Source organism: Bacillus sp. (in: firmicutes), from assembly GCF_031983925.1.
GTDB lineage: Bacteria > Bacillota > Bacilli > Bacillales > Bacillaceae_G > Bacillus_A > Bacillus_A pacificus.
In genome coordinates, this window is sequence record NZ_DALYZR010000002.1 from 962,911 (window position 1) to 984,628 (window position 21,718).

Annotated in this window: 23 protein-coding genes, 1 pseudogene and 2 other annotated features; of the genes and pseudogenes, 10 read left to right on the top strand and 14 right to left on the bottom strand. The window is 35.4% G+C overall.

Going from position 1 to position 21,718, the window contains the following annotated elements:
- Positions 1-79: 79 nt before the first annotated feature.
- The 4 genes from yhbY to RTP99_RS11175 are packed head-to-tail and all read right to left on the bottom strand — an operon-like array spanning position 80 to position 2,850.
- Positions 80-373 (bottom strand): ribosome assembly RNA-binding protein YhbY, encoded by a 294-nt coding sequence (yhbY, locus tag RTP99_RS11160; RefSeq protein WP_000955224.1) that lies wholly within the window; start codon positions 371-373, stop codon positions 80-82.
- Between the two features lie 5 nt (positions 374-378).
- Positions 379-1,212 carry a shikimate dehydrogenase gene (aroE, locus tag RTP99_RS11165; RefSeq protein WP_000812096.1) on the bottom strand — a complete coding sequence of 278 codons (834 nt, stop codon included), beginning with the start codon at positions 1,210-1,212 and terminating at the stop codon, positions 379-381.
- A gap of 15 nt (positions 1,213-1,227) precedes the next feature.
- Positions 1,228-2,334 (bottom strand): ribosome biogenesis GTPase YqeH, encoded by a 1,107-nt coding sequence (gene yqeH / locus RTP99_RS11170; RefSeq protein ID WP_000140795.1) that lies wholly within the window; start codon positions 2,332-2,334, stop codon positions 1,228-1,230.
- A 3-nt stretch (positions 2,335-2,337) separates the two neighbouring features.
- The gene (locus RTP99_RS11175; protein ID WP_000765306.1) at positions 2,338-2,850 is read right to left on the bottom strand and encodes a YqeG family HAD IIIA-type phosphatase; all 513 of its coding nucleotides are present in this window, start codon (positions 2,848-2,850) and stop codon (positions 2,338-2,340) included.
- A 247-nt stretch (positions 2,851-3,097) separates the two neighbouring features.
- Between RTP99_RS11175 and sda the strand changes: the two genes are divergently transcribed.
- Positions 3,098-3,253, top strand: coding sequence for a sporulation histidine kinase inhibitor Sda (sda, locus tag RTP99_RS11180; RefSeq protein ID WP_000850094.1), 156 nt, complete (start codon positions 3,098-3,100; stop codon positions 3,251-3,253).
- A gap of 146 nt (positions 3,254-3,399) precedes the next feature.
- Here sda and RTP99_RS11185 read toward each other — a convergent pair whose 3' ends face one another.
- Positions 3,400-4,188, bottom strand: coding sequence for a phosphatidylserine decarboxylase (locus RTP99_RS11185; protein ID WP_001255001.1), 789 nt, complete (start codon positions 4,186-4,188; stop codon positions 3,400-3,402).
- 290 nt (positions 4,189-4,478) lie between these two features.
- On the bottom strand, positions 4,479-5,192 hold the full coding sequence (gene sigK, locus RTP99_RS11190; protein ID WP_000051382.1) for an RNA polymerase sporulation sigma factor SigK: 714 nt from the start codon (positions 5,190-5,192) through the stop codon (positions 4,479-4,481).
- A 258-nt stretch (positions 5,193-5,450) separates the two neighbouring features.
- Here sigK and RTP99_RS11195 point away from each other — a divergent pair, with 258 nt between their 5' ends.
- The gene (locus RTP99_RS11195; RefSeq protein WP_000667453.1) at positions 5,451-5,681 is read left to right on the top strand and encodes a hypothetical protein; all 231 of its coding nucleotides are present in this window, start codon (positions 5,451-5,453) and stop codon (positions 5,679-5,681) included.
- A 215-nt stretch (positions 5,682-5,896) separates the two neighbouring features.
- On the opposite strand, the pseudogene RTP99_RS11200 reads toward RTP99_RS11195, so the two are convergent.
- Together RTP99_RS11200 and rpmG are read right to left on the bottom strand one after the other, a co-directional pair.
- A pseudogene (locus RTP99_RS11200) lies at positions 5,897-6,544 on the bottom strand (YcdB/YcdC domain-containing protein); the annotation flags it as partial.
- Positions 6,545-6,753: 209 nt separating this feature from the next.
- A complete protein-coding gene (gene rpmG / locus RTP99_RS11205; protein ID WP_001265617.1) occupies positions 6,754-6,903 on the bottom strand; it encodes a 50S ribosomal protein L33 in 150 nt (49 codons plus the stop codon).
- Between the two features lie 338 nt (positions 6,904-7,241).
- On the opposite strand from rpmG, the gene RTP99_RS11210 reads away from it, so the two are divergent.
- A complete protein-coding gene (locus tag RTP99_RS11210) occupies positions 7,242-7,892 on the top strand; it encodes a GTP pyrophosphokinase (RefSeq protein ID WP_000456217.1) in 651 nt (216 codons plus the stop codon).
- 55 nt (positions 7,893-7,947) lie between these two features.
- Here RTP99_RS11210 and RTP99_RS11215 read toward each other — a convergent pair whose 3' ends face one another.
- Positions 7,948-8,415, bottom strand: a complete 468-nt coding sequence (locus RTP99_RS11215) for a hypothetical protein (protein ID WP_001201006.1) — start codon at positions 8,413-8,415, stop codon at positions 7,948-7,950.
- Between the two features lie 54 nt (positions 8,416-8,469).
- Positions 8,470-9,855: an alkaline phosphatase gene (locus RTP99_RS11220; protein WP_000714922.1), complete on the bottom strand. Its 1,386-nt coding sequence runs from the start codon at positions 9,853-9,855 to the stop codon at positions 8,470-8,472.
- A 261-nt stretch (positions 9,856-10,116) separates the two neighbouring features.
- Here RTP99_RS11220 and RTP99_RS11225 point away from each other — a divergent pair, with 261 nt between their 5' ends.
- Positions 10,117-10,950 (top strand): GNAT family N-acetyltransferase, encoded by an 834-nt coding sequence (locus tag RTP99_RS11225; RefSeq protein ID WP_000849426.1) that lies wholly within the window; start codon positions 10,117-10,119, stop codon positions 10,948-10,950.
- Between the two features lie 15 nt (positions 10,951-10,965).
- Positions 10,966-11,850: an alpha/beta fold hydrolase gene (locus RTP99_RS11230; protein ID WP_041184704.1), complete on the top strand. Its 885-nt coding sequence runs from the start codon at positions 10,966-10,968 to the stop codon at positions 11,848-11,850.
- Positions 11,851-11,886: 36 nt separating this feature from the next.
- Here RTP99_RS11230 and RTP99_RS11235 read toward each other — a convergent pair whose 3' ends face one another.
- The 3 genes from RTP99_RS11235 to RTP99_RS11245 form a co-directional block, all read right to left on the bottom strand.
- A complete protein-coding gene (locus RTP99_RS11235) occupies positions 11,887-12,387 on the bottom strand; it encodes a DoxX family protein (protein ID WP_000236600.1) in 501 nt (166 codons plus the stop codon).
- Between the two features lie 264 nt (positions 12,388-12,651).
- Positions 12,652-13,188, bottom strand: a complete 537-nt coding sequence (locus RTP99_RS11240) for a hypothetical protein (protein ID WP_000935628.1) — start codon at positions 13,186-13,188, stop codon at positions 12,652-12,654.
- An 18-nt stretch (positions 13,189-13,206) separates the two neighbouring features.
- Complete coding sequence (locus RTP99_RS11245) at positions 13,207-13,911, bottom strand: histidine phosphatase family protein (RefSeq protein WP_116733332.1); 705 nt, start codon at positions 13,909-13,911, stop codon at positions 13,207-13,209.
- Positions 13,912-13,979: 68 nt separating this feature from the next.
- Here RTP99_RS11245 and RTP99_RS11250 point away from each other — a divergent pair, with 68 nt between their 5' ends.
- Together RTP99_RS11250 and RTP99_RS11255 are read left to right on the top strand one after the other, a co-directional pair.
- Entirely contained in the window at positions 13,980-14,318 is a 339-nt protein-coding gene (locus RTP99_RS11250) for a hypothetical protein (protein WP_000871282.1), read from the top strand.
- Between the two features lie 69 nt (positions 14,319-14,387).
- Entirely contained in the window at positions 14,388-14,510 is a 123-nt protein-coding gene (locus tag RTP99_RS11255; protein ID WP_000071861.1) for a DUF4023 domain-containing protein, read from the top strand.
- Between the two features lie 42 nt (positions 14,511-14,552).
- Here the strand turns inward: RTP99_RS11255 and RTP99_RS11260 are convergent, their stop codons facing one another.
- Positions 14,553-15,791: an eIF2A-related protein gene (locus RTP99_RS11260; RefSeq protein WP_000756046.1), complete on the bottom strand. Its 1,239-nt coding sequence runs from the start codon at positions 15,789-15,791 to the stop codon at positions 14,553-14,555.
- 379 nt (positions 15,792-16,170) lie between these two features.
- On the opposite strand from RTP99_RS11260, the gene RTP99_RS11265 reads away from it, so the two are divergent.
- From RTP99_RS11265 to RTP99_RS11275, 3 genes are all read left to right on the top strand, one after another.
- Positions 16,171-18,924: a S8 family serine peptidase gene (locus RTP99_RS11265; RefSeq protein ID WP_000754168.1), complete on the top strand. Its 2,754-nt coding sequence runs from the start codon at positions 16,171-16,173 to the stop codon at positions 18,922-18,924.
- A gap of 69 nt (positions 18,925-18,993) precedes the next feature.
- Positions 18,994-19,222, top strand: a binding site (T-box leader).
- A 51-nt stretch (positions 19,223-19,273) separates the two neighbouring features.
- Positions 19,274-19,501: a binding site (T-box leader), on the top strand.
- A gap of 162 nt (positions 19,502-19,663) precedes the next feature.
- Positions 19,664-21,418 (top strand): aromatic amino acid hydroxylase, encoded by a 1,755-nt coding sequence (locus RTP99_RS11270; protein WP_000163203.1) that lies wholly within the window; start codon positions 19,664-19,666, stop codon positions 21,416-21,418.
- A complete protein-coding gene (locus tag RTP99_RS11275; RefSeq protein ID WP_000979541.1) occupies positions 21,399-21,713 on the top strand; it encodes a 4a-hydroxytetrahydrobiopterin dehydratase in 315 nt (104 codons plus the stop codon). The genes RTP99_RS11270 and RTP99_RS11275 overlap by 20 nt, the downstream gene beginning before the upstream one ends.
- The last annotated feature ends 5 nt before the right edge of the window (positions 21,714-21,718 follow it).

Below are 21,718 nucleotides of genomic sequence, written 5' to 3' on the forward strand. Positions count from 1 at the left end.
TGCTATTAATAAAAGTTCAATTGGTTTCGCTCTCTACATCATTACGCATCAACGATAAAAATAGCGCATGCTAATCTTTTTATCGAGGAAGCTTAATTTGTTTATTTTCTCTTGACTCTTTGTATAAAACGATTGTGCTTCCAATTACTTGAACGATTTCAGCACGTGCACCTTTTGCAAGTTCTTCTGCAACTTCACGGCGATCGAATTCACAGTTTTGTAGCACACTTACTTTAAATAGCTCACGAGCTTCTAAAGTATCTGCGATTTGTTTAATCATATTTTCATTTACTCCGCCTTTTCCTACTTGAAAAATTGGTGTTAAATGATGTGCCTGTGCACGTAAAAATCTTTTTTGTTTTCCTGTTAACATATATGTTAGCCTCCAAGCTTTCTTATAACTAATTGTTTCATTCGTTCGATATTTGGCGTACGCCCTGTCCACATTTCAAATGCAAGCGCTCCTTGATAAACAAACATATCAATACCATTTTGAATCATTGCACCTTGCTCTTTCGCCTCACATAAAATTTTCGTTTCAAATGGATTATAAATTATATCTGATACAATCGTTCCCTTATTCAACGAAGAAATTTGTAACGGCGTATGTTCGACGCGTGGATGCATACCTATTGTTGTCGTCTGAATGATAATATCATAATTCCCTTGTTCTTCTGTTGCTTTCTCTAGCGATAAAGCAACAGAATGGACAGTAGCCTTACATGCAGTAATAAGTTCCTTCGCCTTATCTACCGTACGATTCGCTACATCAATCTCTTTCACACCTACATCAGCAAGTGAAAAATAAATAGCTCGACTAGCACCGCCTGCGCCAAGTAATAAAATACGTTTCTCTTGAAGTGGTTTACTACTAATGGATTGCAGTGCTCGGACAAAACCAATTCCATCTGTATTGTAGCCAATCAATTTCCCATCCTTATGAACCACCGTATTTACTGCACCAATTTGTTTTGCTAGCGGGTCAATCTCATCCAAATAATCCATAATCGCAACTTTGTGCGGAGTTGTTACATTAAATCCTGAAATACCTAACGCTTTTAAACCTCTTACTGCTTCCCCTAGCACTTCCTCTTTAACAAGAAAGGCATGATAATGGGCATCCATATTCAAGTGTTCAAATGCATCGTTATGCATAACGGGTGATAATGAATGTCCAATTGGATTTCCGATTACACCATATAATTGTTTCATAAATCCCTCTCCATATTAAATTAAAGATTTACGCAATGAAACACTTACTCCTTTTGGTACGTGTGCAACAATTTTTGCTCCCGGTTCGTTCACAGTAACCCATCCTAATCCAGAGAATACAACATCCGTTTTTGGTTCACGAATATTAAACTCGTATTTCACTAGCTCTGGCATATTTTCTAATTCTTCTGGTGTTGGCGGGCTTAGTAAATCCCCTGCATGATTTTTATACAATTCATCTGCTTTCTCAAGCTTTGTACGATGGATTGTTAAACGATTTGAGAAGTGACAAGTAAATGCGCGACGACCGCCACTTACGTAATCAAAACGTGCCAGTCCGCTAAAGAACAATGTTTGTTCTTCATTTAATTGGAATACCATCGGCTTAATTTCTTTTGTTGGTGTAATAAGCTTTAAGCTTTGTTTTCCAACATAATGAGCCATTTGATGGTGGTTAATAATACCTGGCGTATCATATAAAGAAGATTCTTCGTCTAACGGGATATCAATTAAATCAAGCGTTGTTCCTGGGAAATGAGATGTTGTAATTACATTTTCAGTCTCATCACTAAATTCTTTAATCATACGATTAATAAATGTTGATTTCCCTACATTTGTACATCCAACAACGTAAACATCTTTTCCGCCGCGGTAATACTCAATCGCATCTGCCAGCTCAGCAATCCCTTGTCCCTTTGCTGCACTAATTAAAAAGACATCTTCTGGCTTTAATCCTAGCTGCTTTGCACTATAGCGCATCCAATGCTTTACTTTATCATGTTTTACTGACTTAGGAATTAAATCAGCTTTATTCCCAACAAGTAATACTTTATTATTTCCCACGAAACGATGTAAGCCAGGTAACCAGCTACCATTAAAATCAAAAATATCTACAATCTTAACTACTAACGCATCTGATTTTCCAATACCGTTTAGAATACGTAGGAAATCATCATCTGTTAATGATACATCTTGAATTTCGTTATAATGTTTCAATCGAAAACAACGTTGACAAATGACTTGTTCTTTTTCTAAAGATGAGGCAGGAGCATATCCCACTTCATTTTTATCTTCTGTTTGAATTTCTACACCGCAACCAATACATTTAATTGTTTCAGTCAAACTTTATTCCTCCCAGTTAATTAAACCTTTTTTCTTCATGTTTCTCATGATTCTTCGTTCAATTTTTCGATTAAAGCGCGTTACTAATCCGTCCGTTTGTGCTACTGGTACAACTAAAATTGTATGAAGTCCAACTCGGTTTCCACCTAGCACATCCGTTAGTAATTGATCTCCAATTACTACAACTTCATCTGGCTGCAACTGCATGTCTTGTATCGCACGCTTAAACGCACGGACAAATGGCTTACGTGCACTATGAATAAATGGAATGCCTAATGGATCAGCAAAGTCTTTCACTCGTTGCTCATTATTATTTGAAACGACCGTTACTTGAATGCCTTGCTCTTTCATTTTCAAAAACCATTCTTCAAGTTGTGGCGTTGCATTTGGACGATCCCATTCAATTAAAGTGTTATCTAAATCAGTAATAACACCTTTAATTCCACGTTTTTTCAAATCTTCTGGTTGAACATGATATACATTTTTCACATATTCATTTGGTAAAAATAGTTTCAATTTCTTTCACCTCTTTGAGGAGTTTTCATAAAAATTTTTCGACAACATATTTCGATATATGGCCTGTGGATAAAATTGTACACATTTTCCACATTAATTTTTCAGTTAATTTGGAATTTACTAACAATCTATACACATTTTATCCACCTAGGTATGTGGATAACCACTCGTTTGTGACTGTCATATTTTTTTGGTACATTAAATGCAACAACGAATCAATCCTTATATTATTAGGAGGTGACTCACCTTGAAAACAAAACATATGGAACAGTTATCTACTGAGTTACTCACTGAGTCTTATTATAAAGCAAAAGAACTAAAATTAAATCCCGACTTCATTTTACTTATAAAACAAGAAATTATTAGACGCTCATTAGAGGACAAGCTCGTCAAATCGTCTTGATTACATATAAAGTGAAATTTTAAGTAACTAACTTGTAAAAAGAGCCATCCTGCGATGGCTCTCGAATAAACAAGTACTCCCATCTAGGGAATTTCATCATTACGCATCTTTGTCCATAAATCTTGCTTACAGTTATAAAATCTTTTTTACTTATGAGCCAATCGAGTAGCAATTTTTTCACCAAGGCGAAGTTCTTGTCCACTCTTCAATTCTTGCACTACTTCTATCATATCTTTTTCAAACAATAACACAACCGTTGAGCCGAATGTAAAGTATGCCATTTCTTCACCTTTTTGAACAGTGTCTCTTTCATGCAGCAGCTCAATACTATTTACAAACATAGCTCCTACTTTTACAAGCGCCATATGTTCACCGTCACTATTCACTTCTGTAACAGAACGATAATTTTTTGACAATGGTTCTTTCCCGTATTCCATACCAGCTGCATTTACCGGATATGATTTTCTACCGAGTACAAATCTTTCAGTCACAGAACCAGAAAGCGGACTATGAATACGATGATAATGACTTGGGCTTAAATAAATAACCATGTATGTACCACCTGCATATCGCTGTGCACGTTCTTCATTACCTAGCATATCCACAATCGAATAACGCTTGCCTTTAATATCAAATGTTTTTGTCTCCTCAATAGGACCGTGATCAGCAAAAACACCATCAACAGGACTAACAATACTCGATGCATCTGTATCAATACTACGCTTTCCTTCTTTTAGCTTACGCGTAAATAATTCATGCAATGTTCTATATTCCTTCAAACCCTTTTCCATCTCATCTTGATTAATTTGAAACACTTTCGCATACGATGGAATAATGATAGAGCTTAAACGAGATTGTGCAAATTTACGTAATATATAAGAAGTAAAACGACCATTTGTAAGTTCGATCATAAGTCGATATAATGTACGTCGCAAATTGCGGAACCTCCTAATTAGTCTATAACTTTAGCTTTCCCTTCTTTTCCTCCTATATCATATGTAAAATTGGTTCTTATTCCCACATATCATATAGAACTGTTTCAGTATAGATGCAGAAAGCTAAGTATGGTATTATTCTTAAATTGTTTAGCACCTTCTAATATTACAGATAGAATCCGTCATTTTCAACAGTGAACATGGATTTCTTCTGAACACAACTCTTTTTCTTTCCTTATTTACAAAAAGAAAAGCAGCCCATTTTAAAATACGGCTGCTTGCAATGTACATTATTCTTTTGCTTTTTTCTCTTTCTCTGCTCTTACAAATTCATGGAACATTTTCATTAAAGCGCGCTTTTCAATTCTTGATACGTAGCTTCTGGAAATACCAAGCGCCTTTGCAATCTCTCGTTGTGTTTTCTCCTTATCAAGCCCCAGTCCAAAACGCTTCACGATCACTTCTTTCTCTCGTTCGTCTAAAATATCAATATACTCTTTAATCTTTTCTAACTCCATACTCAGCTGGATCATATCAATTACATCTTCAGACTCTGATTTTAATATATCAATAAGCGATATTTCATTCCCCTCTTTATCTTGCCCGATTGGGTCATGAAGTGAAACGTCCTTTTTCGTTTTCTTTAGTACACGTAAATGCATCAAAATTTCATTTTCAATACAGCGTGCTGCATATGTCGCAAGTTTTGTGCCTTTTCCTGCTGAATAGCTCTCGATTGCTTTAATGAGCCCGATTGTACCAATTGAAATTAAATCTTCTGCATCTTCCCCTGTGTTTTCAAATTTTTTAACGATATGAGCTACAAGCCGTAAATTATGTTCAATTAACAGATTCCTCGCTTGAGCATCACCTTGCTCCATTAACTCTAAGTACTTTCTCTCATCGTCTGATGATAACGGCTGCGGAAACGCATTGTTCTTCACATAAGAAACAAAAACAAACACTTCTCGAACCATATATCCAATTGCGGCGAATAGACTCAAACCTTTCACCTCCGCCAAAATAGTGGTCTTTACTAAGTGTATGTGGGCATGAGGTTGTTTGTGTCTGTACGATATCATTCCCATATGTTTTTAAGCATAATAGTTGTTTCATAAAGCTTCACTACGTATACTTAAACAAAAGATTGGAGAGTGAAATATGAAATATTTCATTTCCCTCTTGTACCTGAGTAGCTTGTAAGAGATGAACTCCTTGTACGCTCTTGCAAGCTACTTGTACTACAAGGAGGGATTACAAATATGAAATTTGAAAGAACACGTGCTTATACAAGACACCAACGTCAACGTACAATGCGTCGAAAAATGAATATTGCAAAACACGCATGGGGATATACTCCTGAAATTGCCGGTATTTTTGCAAAAGGAAAAGTTCACTGTTCTTGTGGAATGTGTACAATAAAGTGGAGAACAGAAGGACCGCCTGCTAGTGTACAGAAGTGGTTATATAAAATTGATACATACGAAGAATAATCGTTCTTTCTAAAAAAAGGTCTTCTCTCGAAGACCTTTTTCCCTATTTAAAAGTTTATTTACTCCAAAGTTTCTCCCCAGTATGCGCATCAATATAACAAATTTCTCGACTACAGTCGAAGGATTCTTTATAATTTTCATCCGTTGTTTGTTTATACAGTAATACGTAATTCGTTTCCTCTACCTCATTTTCTAAAAACCATTCTAAATGAACTCGCATGGCTAGGATCTGGTTCATATACAAGATGGTACCCTTTTACTTCTTCTCCATTTTCATACTCACATGAGGAGTGTGTTAAATCTACAAATACAAGTCTCATATCTTGTCTAGCCTTCAAATTTTCTAAGACGACGTTCTCCTCAACAATATCACTTGGCCATAACGGTTTTTTCTCGATAGCTTTTTGTCCATTATAATGAAAATGCATCACATCACCTAATGGATGTACTAGCACAACACACCCCGTATTCGGCAATGGATAGCCATTCACTTCTTGCATATAATTTACTTCTTTCCAACCGCGCCAATCATCCTTAACAGTTACATATGTATAAAATTCATATCCTTCTTTTGTATATTTTTTTAAGAATGTATTTGCAACCTCTCTTGCTTTATTCTCTTCTATCGCTTCCTTACCGTTCGAAAAATCTTTTTCATCCTCTATCCTAAAGTCAATTAAATTACCAGTATGTCTATTCAACGTAATCTGTATTGTTCTCTCCCCATCCTCTTTATGTTCCCACCATAATAGATGATATGGGTCATCCACACCTTCTTGATCATCTACAACAAGCCTATAATCATCTGGAATGTCAATAATATGAGCCACTTGCTCTTTTCTTTCTTTATCTTTTTGATTCATCATACCGCTCCCTTTATTACAATTTAAGGTAATTATAACAAACAAAAGAAATATAAAGTGAAACTTTAATCAGCCCTCACCAATCGGGCTTTTACGGGCAGTAAGACCCCCACCTACCTTCTTTGCTTTCGCTGAATTTTGAGGTAAGAGTCTTACTGTCCGGCAAATAGCGGGATAAACGAAAAAAGACTAGAGATATCTCTAGTCTTCTACTTCGTTTCACGATGTAACGTTACTCGCTTTAATCGTGGACAATATTTTTTTAGTTCGATGCGCTCTGGATTGTTTCGTTTATTTTTTTTAGAAATATAATTACGATCACCGCACTCTGTACAAGCTAATGTAATATTTACACGCATATGTAATTCTCCTTTCTTTTAAAGATCGCAAACTAAAACGTAATGATTACGATTTAAATAATATATAACTTCATTCTATTTGTCAATTGCAAAAAAAGACAAAAATCTGAAACAATTAGTTCATACGAAATTCACACGAATCTATTACTATAGAAATTGTACATAGTGAACTTATTAACAATCACGTTTATTTATATAGAATTTCACTTGAAAGGAGTTGAAAGTATGAAAACTAAATATCGTTTTATGATCTCATCATTTGCTGCTTGCGCCTACATGATTTGGTGTTTAGTATAATAACAACCTCACTTGTAAATAGGAAAAAGGTGTGTATATAAATGGAATATAATCAATCAACAGTTAACTACTGGAAAGCTTTTGTACTACCATATACATTTGCTTTAGAAGAGTTAAAAACTAAATTTGAAATTATGAACCGGGAAGCCCAATTTTTAGAGGATTACAACCCGTTTGAACATATAAAAACAAGATTAAAACAACCTGAAAGTATTATTAAAAAGCTTGAACGTAAAAATTTATTACCGACAGTTGAAAATGCGCAAACGCATTTACAAGACATCATCGGCATTCGTATTACATGTTGCTTCGTAGAAGATATCTATCATTTGAAAGAAGTTATTCAAAAGCGTGAAGATATGGAAATCATAGAGGTAAAAGATTATATCGCTAATCCAAAACAAAATGGATATAAAAGTTTACACATGATTATTAAATATCCTTTATCACTGAATTCTGGTACAAAAGAAGTCTTTGCAGAAATTCAGTTACGTACGCTCGCAATGGACTTTTGGGCAAGTTTAGAACATAAACTTTATTATAAATATGAAGGGAAAATACCTGAGTATTTAAAAGATGAACTACATGATGCCGCAATGAAAGCTGAAGATCTTGATAATAAAATGGCAACCATTCGCCAAGATATTGATGATATCGAGGCATGCTCAGATCAAATTATGTTACCACTATAAAAAAAGGTTCTCGCCAATGAGAACCTTTTTTGCGCTATTTACGGAAAGTTTCACTTTATTTCTTCTCTATCGTGCGAACCTCTTCAATTTTCCAGCCATCCTCTTCTTTTCCAAGTGCATACTGTACTTTCTTCTGAATAGTGACCTCTCCTTCTATTTCCTTTTCTTTTGTTTCAACAACAACATATCCTGCTTTACTAGCTTTTATGTCTATATGTTCCAATTCAATTTTTTTATTTCCCTTTTGAAAAGCTGCTTCTTTTTGCGTTTTTAAGTCTTCAGCACTAGGCATGTTCTTTGAAAATAACTCCATATGTTCAGTAAGATTTTTTTCATTTGTCGTCCGTACAAATTTCTCTATCACACCTTGAATCGTTTTCTCTTCTTCTTTCGTTATTTGTACCTTTCCTTCAGCTTTTGTAGTAGTAGCTTTTTGTTCTATCTGATTCTCTTTGGATTGACATCCAACTAGCAATAATACACCTATTAGAAAGGATAATATCCCTATGAAAAAAGCTCTCATCTTCCCATCTCCTAAAAAGAAAAGTGAGGCATTTCGCCTCACTTTCGTTTATAATTAGCGTCTTCCTTTATTCGGGTCGCCACCGCCAACAATATCAAAGACACGTTTAGCGATATTTGTATTCTCTTGAACGCCAGAGAACAAGTATTTACCAGGGCCAAATGCATATACGTTTACATCTTCTCCTGTATGTCCACCTGTTGTCCATCCTGTAACCGAACGCTTATTGAAAATATCTTCAATCGCATTATCAATCTTTGTTACATCTTTTGAAGGAGCAATATCATTTACCGCTTTAATTTCTTCAGGTGTTAATTGTAAATCAATATATTTTTTCAATGTTTCTTCTACATTTGCACCGTTTGCAATCTCATTTGCCATAAAGTCTGGTGTGCGTTTTGCAGCTTTAATTGGATCTACTTTAAAGTTATACTCACCATTTGCACCTAAAGATAATCCACCAGTAGCGTGGTCTGCCGTTGCAACGACTAACGTATTTTTATCTTTTTTCGCAAACTCAATCGCTGCTTTAAATGCTTTTTCAAAGTCTTCCATTTCACTCATTGCGCCAACGATATCATTATCATGTCCTGCCCAGTCAATTTGACTTCCTTCAACCATTAAGAAGAAACCTTTTTTATTTTTGTTCAAACGCTCAATTGCTGCATTTGTCATTTCTTCTAATGAAGGTGTTTTATCAGTGCGATCAATCATTTTATCTAAACCGCCTGGTGCAAATAAACCAAGGATTTGATCATTTTTATCATTTAACAATTGATCTCGATCTGTTACGTAGCTATAACCAGATTTCTTAAACTCTTCTGTAAGATTGCGATCTTTTCTAACAAAGTTTTTTACGCCGCCGCCAAGCATAACATCTACTTTATGCTTCCCTTTGATTTTCTCATCAAAATAATCATTTGCAATTGCGTCCATATTTTTACGACTAATGTCATGCGCACCGAAAGCAGCTGGTGTAGCATGTGTAATTTCAGAAGTAGCAACGAGTCCTGTCGATTTCCCCTTTTCTTTCGCTTGTTCAAGAACAGTTTTCACTTCTGCTTTATCATTATCAACTGCAATTGCCGCATTATATGTTTTAATTCCTGCTGACATAGCTGTTGCTGCAGATGCAGAGTCTGTGATATTTTCATGTTCATCTTCTGGATATGTCTTTTGTGTTCCTACAAGATGCTTATCAAACTCTGTAGATTCCATCTCGAATGTTTTTGGATTATCTTTCATATAACGATGAGCCGTCATATATGAAGGGCCCATACCATCTCCAATTAACACAATAACATTTTTAATCTTTGCATTGCTTCCGCTCTCATCTGCATTCACTTCACTAGAACGTGTAAAATTCCATGTTGCCACCGAAGTAACTGCTAATGATGCCACAACTGCAAATGGCCATGCTTTTTTCACAAACTTTTTCACTGTCTTGTCCCCCTAATTAGGTTATTCATTTCCCACTATCAAATTTAATAGAAGACTATTAAGAGAAAATTAGTTATATGTAAATTTTTTGTTAACTTATGTAAATATCAGTTATAATTTGTATAAGTTTGTCTTTTTATATCAACCATCTTCACCTTTACAATCAAAATATAAACAAGTTGGATTTCATTTAACGTAAATCTCTTATTTAACATTTTCCATCTACTTTTATAAAAATTAATAGAAATGTGGTGAGCATTTATGAAAACAATACAGCTAGATGAATCTTTTATTTTCGATCTACTCGACCTTTGTAAAGCTGTTGGATGGTTACAAGAGAAAACATTTATGAAAAAACAATTCGAAATGTACTTTTCTCTTGGCACACTTATCGGTTACATGCATGACAATAAGCTGATTGCAACTGGAGGAGTATTTCCTTTTAAAGATAGTTTTTCTACTATTGGCATGTTAATCGTCCATCCTAATTTTCAAGGCCAGGGCATCGGGCGAACATTGCTAAATCATTGCTTAGCACACACTCACCCAAAACAACCAATTGCACTTATTGCAACAAAAGCTGGCGAGCCTCTTTATACATCATGCGGATTTCAAACAGTAACGACGATTCATCGTTTTGAGAAACAAACTACTAAAACACATATTACTCATACGCAACAAGTAAAAGAAAAAGACATTATATCGCTTATTTCTCTCGATCAAAGTACAACTGGTGCCGATCGTTCTTTACTGTATTCATTACTATTACCAAGAACAAGTCACTCTTTTAAAATTGAGAGACATAACTGTATAGAAGCTTTTTCCTTATGCATACAAAAAGGTAATATATTATGTATCAATCCACTTATCGCCAAACGAGAAGAAGATGCTATTCAATTACTACAAAAGATATGTGAATGTTGGAATGGCACAGTAAGGCTTGATGTCCCACATTCACAATTTTCATTTCGCAAATTGCTTCAAACAGAAAATTTCCAAGAAACGCTCCTTTCACCTCTTATGATCAAAAATGGTAGCCAACTTCCTGGAAATCGTAATATGCTATTTGCTATGATAGATACAGCGTTATGTTAGAAAGGGGACACCTAATTGAGGCGATTTAGCTACTTTATGGTAGGTTGTCTTACTCTTACACTATTAGTAGGATGTAGTGCAGCAGAAAAACCAGTAGAACAAGTAAAACAAGTTAAAAATACACTTACAGCAAAACTAGCTACCGAGGAAAAAATGATAGAAATAGATGGTCAAACCATTTACTTCAAAAAGATTGGTAATGAAAAACCACCTTTACTTATGATCCATGGATTTGGAGGATCATCAGATGGTTTTCAAAAGATTTACTCAGACTTAGCAAAAAATCATACAATTATTTCTGTAGATGCTTTAGGCTTCGGACGCTCATCTAAGCCGATGGATTTTTATTATTCTTTCCCAACCCATGCAAATTTGTATTATAAATTAATGAAAAAACTAGGTTACGATTCGTTTGCAATACTGGGCCACTCAATGGGCGGAGAAATTTCTCTTAATTTAACATATTTATATCCAGAAGCCGTTACCCACCTTATTTTAACTGATGCTACAGGCGGTCCTCATACACTCGTTAATAAACAAGGATCACCAAGACCACAGTTGTCGACTGATTTAAATACCGTTTCTGCTATTACAGATTATGATGAGAGCAAAGTGAAATTTAAACGTAATGATGAAGAGCATTACAATAAAATGAAATTATGGCCGAGACGTCTTCAAATTAATGCAGATGAAATAAAACAGCCAACCTTAATTATATGGGGAAGAAATGATAGTAGCGTTTCTTGGGAAGAGGGAGAAACGTATCATCAATTTTTTAAAAATAGTACTTTCCATATTATCGAAAAAGGTTATCACGCACCATTTCGTCAGGAACCACAGGAGTTTGTAGGGTATGTGAAAGACTTCTTTGACAAAAACCCTATAATAGCTGAAAAATAAGCGGGTATCTCATTTTGAGATACCCGCTTTCATATATTAAGCAGCTTGCTTTTGGCGTTTTTGAGTTTTTGAACCTAATACTTTCGGAATAACGAAACCATCTATTCCAAATTTACCAGCATTCATACCAGAAACTAGAACGAACATTGATAAAATAACCATTTCAGGATTCACACCAATTGACCCACTAAACATATAGGAAAAGTTCATTACAAGACCGAAAAAGACCGCTGTTTTTGTTAAACAGCCTACAATTAAACCAATTCCGACTAAAATTTCTCCCCACGTTACAAGTGTATTAAATAGATCAACGTTTGGAATTGCGAAATCTTGTAAAAATGATGCCCACCAAGATTGAACAGCCGGTTGTGCTCCTTTAGATTTTTCAATTGCACCTTGTAAATAACCAGTTGCATCGAATCCTTTTCCTTGTAGTTTACCGATTCCAGCCATTAACCATGTGTAACCAAGATACACTCGAATTACCGCTAACACAAAAGAAACTGCTTTGTTTTCTCTTAAAAATTGAATAACCATATCTTCCTCCTAAAGTTGTAATTAAGTTAGTTACAGATAATATAATAACATTAGTTACTTATTTTTAAAATGTTAATTATGAATAATTCGTGACATGTGTATGAAACATCAAAAACTAACGTTTATATAGTAACTTTTATTACCTGTAAAAACTTGAACATATCATACCATAAGTGATAATGGTTTTCATTGAAGAAAATGTAAAAAAAATGTGAGTTAAATGTGAAACACGTTTATTCGAATATAGAATAAACGTGTTTCACACTACTTATATAATTGAAATGTATGTGTCTCTTTATCAATTAACCGTGCTTCTTCAAAAGCCTCTCCTAACGTTTTTTCATGGTTAATAAGCCCGTAAAATAAGCGTATTGTAAACATAAGTGCTGCATTCCCATCTACATAATCTATTGATCCAATATACGATTTTGCGCCACTACGTAAGAAAGATTCTGCTAATTTTCGCTCCCCTAACGTACACCCACTATTTACAATATTTACATTATGCAATTTTGCATATTTATAAATTTCTGCTGCACCAAAGTATCCCCGCGGTTCATCTTGTTCATATATATCTTCACCTAACTCTTCCATGACAAATTTTCCTTCCTCACCATGGAAGCAAAAGACAACATAATCGATATCATTATATAAACCGTTTCCAGAAAGAATATCGACGAACTCTTTCGGTCTACCGATCCAGTACGTTATAACTTTCGCCCCAAAATATTCAAGTGATGCTCTGATTGATTGCGCCTCTAAATCCGAATTAAAGCCAACTACTAGTGCAACATTCAACATACACCCTCCATCCTATCATTAGATCTCCTCAATCCAACTTTTAAGGGATACATCCATTTCATATATACCCGTTTCTTGCAAAAAATCAGCTCTAGTTAAAACGACCTTCTGTAAATATTTCCTATATGCTGTAATTGTCCCGTCGTGAGATACAATGCAAACTCTTTCCGCACCGAGCTCATAACATAAAAGAAGAAATTCATCTACTATTTGCTGAAAGCTATGTTCTGAAATAGTATTTATACCTTCCGTCCATAACTGCTGATTTGTGTTTTTCTCTATCGAAAAATGTGGAAATGAATTTGTTATTATTCCCTGATCTACTATGTGATCACATGGTAATGTTTTCGCTCCTTCTCGATAAGGAAAAATACGCGGGGATACATATGGATGGACAATTTTTTGACAAGCTACCTTCTCACTCCATATCGCCGCCGTTTGCAAAGTTCTAAGTGTAGGGCTAGCGATTAATATATCCGTTTCTTGCAAGGGTACATTGCATTGAAGTAATTTAGCTTGATTCCTTCCCTCATCTGTTAATGATGGATTCAACCTTTGTAAACTTGCCGGCAAATCTTTTGTATGTTCTCCTTCACCGTGCCGAACAAAGACGAGTTTCATGCCCATCCTCCTCTCACTATGAAATTCTCTCACATATTTCTTCCCTATCTGATCCTTTATTCCTGCTATATACAAAACCGATATGTAAAAAACATTTGACATATCGAATTGGAAAACATTACAATTGTATATGTAAAATACTTTTTACAGGGGAGAGGAGAAGCATACATATGAAATGGATAACCATCTTAATTGGCATGATTATATGGGGATATATAAACGGATTTTTCAGCAGTAATAAAACTGCTAATCCTTGGATTACAGATGATGAACGGGAAACAAAAATTAAACAGAAAGCAATTATTGCAAGCTGGTCCGGTGTTTTTATGTTTTGTACCATTAACCTCTTAAACAAATGGTTAGGTGTAGGAACGAGCGATACATCACCTTACTTACCATCTTCTATCGCAACTATTTTAAAAGAAAATGTAGAGTTACAAATTTTATTTATGCTATTTATTACGTATGGCATATTTTACGTATACTATCGAAGAAAACTAAGTGCTTAACTTTCATCTCATGATTATCCTCCTAAATGGTTATAGTAATTAGGACGAAATGAAAGGAGCGATATAAAAATGAGTAACTCGAATGATTTTTTAGATACACTGCATGAAAAACAAGCAAAAGATGAACAGAACAGAAAGCGTCAGGGAAACGGCAACCCAGCGAAAAAAAAGCCAAATAAAACACATAAATAATAATAAAAAAACGTGCCTAAAATGATCTTTTAGGCACATTTTTTATTCTTCTTTTACCGAGATGACATTTCCCCAATTCCATTTCTCATAATACCACTCTGGTACATCTATATTTTCAATCCACTTCATTTCATGCTTTCCATCTCTATGAGCAAGCCATACATCTGCTTTCTTACGGTCTGAACGTATCCATATTAATTGATTGCTCTTCTTCATAAAGATTGGATGATAATCACCCTGCTTATGAGGTGGCTTTGTGATTCGATGCTGTACATTGCTTGTACTATCAACCTCATATAAAGATGGTAGTGGCCTTTTTTCTGGCAATGTTTCAAATCCTCCCTCTTTTGCTCGAGAGACGATAATTATGTTATCGTTCTTCCATGCAAAATCCCAATCGACATATCCTTTCGGCGTAAAAGTATTTTGCTGAAGTGCCGGCAGTTCTTTTACTTTTAAATGTTTATTCTCTAACGCAACTCTTCCGCTCCCTTCAATATAAGCTAATATATTTTTTGATGGTGACCATTGAAACCATTGTGCGTTTAATAACATTTGATCTACTTTTTCAAACCGACTGCCATCTGCACGAACTAAGCAAAGCGTATTACTATCAGCTGACCATGAAGCTGTCGGTACTGCTAAAAATGAAATCCACTTTTGATCTGGTGACCACTTAAAGCCACTTGCAACTAGCGCTAGGAAATCATCATGTTCATTTGGCAATGCATACAAATGTTTCATTTTATGAGGGTTCATATGGGCATCTTTTTGCACTTCATATAGCTGTGCTCCTGTCCATCCTGTTGGAAGTAAGTGTGCTTCAGAGGATACAAAAAACTTCTTTCCATCAGGATACCATGCATAATCTCCTACACCTGCCGATACATTTTCAAAATCCACATTCTTTTTTTGAACATCAAACGTATTTAACGTATTCGCAAATACAAATGCAATTGTATTCTCTTTCGGTGACCATTGATAATTTGATACTTCAGATTGCAATGGCCTAACTTTTTTTCCATCTTCCAGTCGGTACAATTCCAAGGTGTTTTGTTTCTTCCCTTTAACATAGGCAATCCATTCTCCATCATGAGACCATTTCGGCCCTATTATGTATTCACCTTTTGTTATTTGTTTTTCCTTTCCATCAATTTTAATCCAAAGGTCATGATGACGAACAAAAGCAATTTTCACACCACTATTTTCTGCTTTAATAATAGTAATTGAACTTAAAAATATAAATAATACTACGATGGCACTTACTATAACCTTTTTCATAACACCCCTCCATTTCCTTCCTAGCATTCCTCAATGTCCACCTACAATATGTAAAAAATACCTATTCGACATAATCAGAAAAAATTTCCCAAGAAATTTCAAATTCATAGAGGATTGGTATGAATTATGTCGAAAATATAGTTTAGCTAACATCCGATTATGTAATTCGGGATAAAGTGAAACTTTAATCAGTGGGGGTTTTCTTCATCCCCCACTGATTATTAGTTGAACCAATCGGACTTTTATGGGCAGTTGATCCCCACCTAACTTCTTTGCTTTCGCTGCATTTTGAGGTGGGGGTCTTACTGCCCATTAAAGTCGGATAAATTTGCAAGATTATTTTTCGGAATATTAGCGCTTTTTATTAGGGGGAGTTTCAATGAAAAAAACTACATCTACACTATTAAGTATGGCGCTCGTCTTTTCCAGTTTTGGAGCTTTAAGCGCACATGCTGAATCACTGCAAAAGGAGAAGCAATTTAGTCCACAACTAAAAACAACGATTGAACAGTGGGGAGAAAATAAAATTGCGCAAAATGTTGAAACAAAAACTGCAAAAGAAATTTCAGTCATTGTAGAATTGCAACATGCACCTCTCGCAGCACAAGGTAATATTCAGCATGCTCCAGATTTACAAAGTAATCATGCACAGTCTTATCATGCCGAGCTAAAAAAAGCACAAGAAGATACGACTAAGAAAATAAAAGAAAAAGCACCTGGTGCAAAAATTAAAGAAGTGTATAATACGTTATTTTCCGGATTCTCTATTTCAGTTCCTGGAGATCAAATTACTGCTCTTGCTTCTTTACCTGAAGTAAAAGCAGTCTATCCGAACTTAACATATAAACTACATGAAACATCAAAAAGTACTACTAATGAAGAAGCACCAAACATCGGCGGACCGACAATTGGTGCAACTGAAGCGTGGAATTTAAAAGACCCATCTGGCAAACCTCTTGATGGAAAAGGGATGAAAGTAGCAATTATCGATTCTGGCGTAGACTATACACATCCTGACTTAAAAGCAAATTATATTGGTGGATATGACACAGTCGATGAAGATAATGATCCTATGGATGGTAACGTACATGGTACTCATGTAGCAGGAATTATTGCTGGTAATGGAAAAATTAAGGGCGTTGCTCCAAACGCTTCTATTTTAGCCTATCGTGTCATGAATGACGGTGGAGCTGGTACAACAGACGATATTATTCAAGGTATTGAACGAGCAATTCAAGATGGTGCTGATGTGTTAAATCTGTCTCTTGGACAAGATTTAAATGTACCTGATCAACCTGTAACTTTAACGTTAGAACGTGCAGCAAAGCTTGGGGTTACTGCAGTCGTTTCAAATGGAAATGATGGCCCAAAACCGTGGTCTGTTGATGCCCCTGCCAATGCAAGTAGTGTTATATCAGTTGGAGCATCTACAGTTTCTATCCCGTTTCCAACATTCCAAGTAGCTGGTTCTACCAAAACATATCAAGGGTTACCGTTATCAAAATCGGATTTCCCAATAGGAAATGATTCTCCACTTGTATATGTTGGCTATGGTAATCCAAGCGATTATGCAAAACAAGATGTGAAAGGAAAGTTTGCACTTGTTTTACAAGGTACTTCAAATACGTTAGTAAAAGCTGAACAAGCGAAACAAGCTGGTGCAATTGGTGTACTATTAATTTCTAACGAAAAAGAAATCAATATTATGCCTGAATACTTTGCACGAGAAAATCTAGCTCTTCCAGTTATGCAATTATCAAATGCAAATGGTGAAGAGCTAAAAAACTTAATTACAAAGCGCAAGAAAAATATAAAAATTGGACAACCAGTTCCAACTGAATTAATTGGTAACTTTAGTTCTAGAGGACCATCACAAGGTAGTTGGCTTATAAAACCAGATATCGTTGCACCAGGAGTACAAATTACGAGTACTGTACCTAGAGGTGGCTATGAGTCTCACAACGGAACCAGTATGGCTGCCCCTCAAGTAGCTGGAGCTGTTGCTTTATTACGTCAAATGCACCCTGATTGGACGCTAGAACAATTGAAAGCATCTCTTGCCAATACAGCAAAAACTTTAAAAGATGTAAATGAAAATACATATCCTGTCATGGCGCAAGGATCTGGTTTAATTAACATCCCGAAAGCAGCTCAAACAGATGTATTAGTCAAACCTAACAATGTGAGCTTCGGTCTTATTAAGCCAAACAGTGGTAAAGTAAAACTGACGCAAAATATTACGTTACAAAATCTATCTAGTAAAAAGAAAAGTTTTTCAACTCGTGTGGAATTGCTAGATGCAAACACAAAAACAAAAGTAAAAACTTCTGTACCTTCATCGATTAGCATACAGCCGAATAGTAGTACCGAAAAACCATTTACTATCACTGTCGATAGTTCGCTACCCCAAGGTGTATATACTGGAAATGTGTATGTAAAAGAACAAGGTAAGAATGAAGAAACTCGCATTCCATTTACATTTAGTATCGATCCTAAAGATTACAAACGTATAGATGGACTCGAAATTATTAATTCTACTTTTAGTCCAAATGGTGACCAAATATTAGACGATAATCTCATCAACTACTATTTAGTTGCACCTGTGGATGATGTAACATTGCATGCAAATTTAGTTACAAAAGAACATGTAACGTACCAAGGGATTATCCATCAAGCTAAAAATGAAACAGCTGGATACAAACCTTTCAAATGGAATGGTACAAAAACAGATGGTACTCCGTTAGCTGACGGTCTATACCAAATCGAAGCAGTTGCCTCTAATTCTGGTAGGGAAACGAAACAAACAGCTGCTGTATTTCTTGATCGAACTGCACCTAAGTTAACATACGAAGTTGACCAAGAAAACCTTGTAATTACAGGAAAAGTGGATGATATCCTGCTAGATTGGATGACAGAATCTGGTTGGGTAGCACCTGGTATTCCAGTGAGAATGCAATATGAAATCAACGGAAATGGTGTATGGGAAAGTGTGTTCCTAAATCCTTGGGAGAAAAATTACAGCATTTATTTCGATCGTAGTCAATTACAAGAAGGAAAGAATACAATTCATATTGTAGCAACTGATGCAGCTGGAAATACATCTAATTTAAATGTTGATTTAGATGTGAAATAAAAAATTATTGTTGACAATTTTTTTAATATAGTTTTATAATACAAAACATAGTTTAGTTGAACGAATTATATATCGGCTTTGAAGGAATACTAGTAGCGACTTATATCCCTGTCTCAGAGAACTGATGGTTGGTGCAAATCAGTACATATACAAGCGTGAATTACAATTCTGGAGCTTCTTTCCCGTAATGCTTTTTATGCATGAAGAGAAAGACGGATCTTTCCGTTATCTTAAAGTGAGTGGTAAACAATTACTTGTTTACAAATAGGGTGGTACCGCGATTTTTATCGTCCCTATCGGATTTTCCGATAGGGACTTTTTTACGTCCATCCTTTTACATAATTTCATAATATACGCGTTGAAAGAATCGCAGTAGTATCTTATATCCCTGTTACAGAGAGCTAATGGTCGGTGGAAATTAGCACATATATAAGTATGAATTACAATTCTGGAGCTTCTTTTTCGTAGTGCTTATAGGCATGAAGGAAAAGACGGAGTTTTTCCGTTATCATTAATTGAGATGTAAGTATATTTTCACTTACAAATAGGGTGGTACCGCGATTCTTTCGCCCCTATCGGATTTTCCGATAGGGGCTTTTTCTATTTCTCACAGAAACAAATGTTAAATAATTCCGAATCTTATGATAAAATTTTATAAGCGCTTACAATTTTGAAAGGGGGTGATACAAGCTATACGAAACCGATACTTAATTTCATTTAAAAAAAGGAGGATGTCTAAATGACAAAGAAAACAGAAATTCCATCGCATTTAAAACCATTCGTATCCACACAGCATTATGATCAATATACACCGGTGAATCACGCTGTGTGGCGTTACATTATGAGACAAAATCATAGTTTCTTAAAAGACGTTGCTCATCCAGCCTATGTGAACGGATTACAATCATCTGGTATTAATATAGATGCAATTCCAAAGGTAGAAGAAATGAATGAGTGTTTAGCACCAAGCGGCTGGGGTGCTGTAACGATTGACGGGCTTATTCCTGGCGTAGCCTTCTTCGATTTTCAAGGACACGGATTATTACCAATCGCAACAGATATTCGCAAGGTAGAGAATATCGAGTATACACCAGCTCCAGATATTGTACACGAAGCAGCAGGACACGCACCTATTTTACTTGATCCTACATATGCAAAATATGTGAAACGATTTGGACAAATTGGTGCAAAAGCTTTCTCAACAAAAGAAGAACATGATGCATTCGAAGCTGTTCGTACATTAACAATTGTAAAAGAAAGCCCTACTTCTACTCCTGATGAAGTTACAGCTGCTGAGAATAATGTACTTGAAAAACAAAAGTTAGTTTCTGGCTTATCAGAAGCGGAACAAATTTCACGTCTTTTCTGGTGGACAGTAGAATATGGATTAATCGGAAATATAGATGCTCCAAAAATATATGGTGCTGGTCTCCTTTCTTCTGTTGGCGAAAGCAAACATTGCTTAACAGACGCTGTAGAAAAGGTTCCATTCTCTATAGAGGCATGTACAAGTACAACTTATGACGTAACAAAAATGCAACCACAACTATTTGTTTGCGAATCATTTGAAGAATTAACAGAAGCACTTGAGAAATTCTCTGAAACGATGGCCTTTAAAACAGGTGGTAAAGAAGGATTAGAAAAAGCAATTCGCTCTGAAAATCATGCAACTGCTGAATTAAATAGCGGCTTACAAATTACAGGTACATTTACCGAGACAATTGAAAACGATACAGGTGAATTGATCTACATGCGAACGAGTTCGCCAACAGCATTAGCAATTCACAATAAACAGCTAGCGAATCATTCTACGTCTGTACACAGTGACGGGTTTGGAACACCAATTGGATTACTCACTGAAAATATTGCATTAGAAAATTGTACAGATGAACAATTACAATCATTAGGAATTACAATTGGAAATGTTGCTGAGTTTACTTTTGCAAGTGGTATTCATGTAAAAGGAACAGTGACTGATATTGTAAAAAACGATAAAAAAATTGCGCTTATTTCCTTTATCAGTTGCACAGTTACTTATAACGACCGCGTTTTATTTGATGCTTCATGGGGCGCATTTGATATGGCTGTTGGTTCAACAATTACTTCGGTATTCCCAGGTGCCGCAGATGCTGCAGCATTTTTCCCAACGGATGAAGAAGTTCAAAAAATACCTGCTCCACTTGTACTGAATGAACTTGAACGTATGTATCAAACCGTTCGTGACATTCGAAATGAAGGTATTTTACACGACGCGCATATCGAGCAATTAGTAGCAATTCAAGAGGTATTAAATAAATTGTATCCGAAAGAATGGTTACTTCGCCTTGAAATATTAGAATTGCTTTTAGAGCATAACAAAGGGCATGAAACATCAGCAGCATTATTACAACAACTTTCTACTTTCACAACTGATGAAGCAGTGACACGTCTTATTAACAATGGTCTTACGCTACTTCCAGTAAAGGATGTGAAAAATGATGCTACGATTAACTGAAGAAGAAGTTCAAGAGGAATTATTGAAGTTAGATAAATGGGTAGTAAAAGATGAAAAATGGATTGAAAGAAAATATATGTTTTCCGACTACTTAAAGGGAGTCGAATTTGTCTCTGAAGCCGCCAAACTATCAGAAGAACATAATCACCACCCATTTATCCTTATCCAGTATAAAGCAGTCATTATTACTTTGTCATCTTGGAATGCAAAAGGTTTAACGAAACTCGATTTTGAGCTTGCGAAGCAATTTGATGAACTATTTGTCCAAAATGAAAAAGCCATTATAAGAAAGTAAAAAGG